Origin of the sequence: Neorhizobium sp. LMR1-1-1.1 (assembly GCF_040675795.1) — a bacterium.
Lineage (GTDB): Bacteria > Pseudomonadota > Alphaproteobacteria > Rhizobiales > Rhizobiaceae > Neorhizobium > Neorhizobium cellulosilyticum.
The window spans coordinates 1-259 of record NZ_JBEGHE010000096.1 but is presented as its reverse complement, the minus strand read 5'-3'; the positions used below and the strand labels follow the sequence as shown (position 1 = coordinate 259).

Below are 259 nucleotides of genomic sequence, written 5' to 3'. Positions count from 1 at the left end.
ACCAGGATGTTGGCTTAGAAGCAGCCATCATTTAAAGAAAGCGTAACAGCTCACTGGTCTAAATAAGGGTCTTTGCGCCGAAAATGTAACGGGGCTAAAGCCATGCACCGAAGCTGAGGATATGCACTTAACGTGTATGTGGTAGCGGAGCGTTCCGTAAGTCTGTGAAGGGGGATCCGTGAGGACCCCTGGAGATATCGGAAGTGCGAATGTTGACATGAGTAACGACAAAGGGGGTGAGAGACCCCCTCGCCGAAAG

General features: G+C 51.0%; 1 rRNA gene. It reads left to right on the top strand.

The annotated features are described in order from the left end of the window. Window positions 1-259: ribosomal RNA gene (locus tag MRBLMR1_RS29955) — 23S ribosomal RNA — on the top strand; the annotation flags it as partial.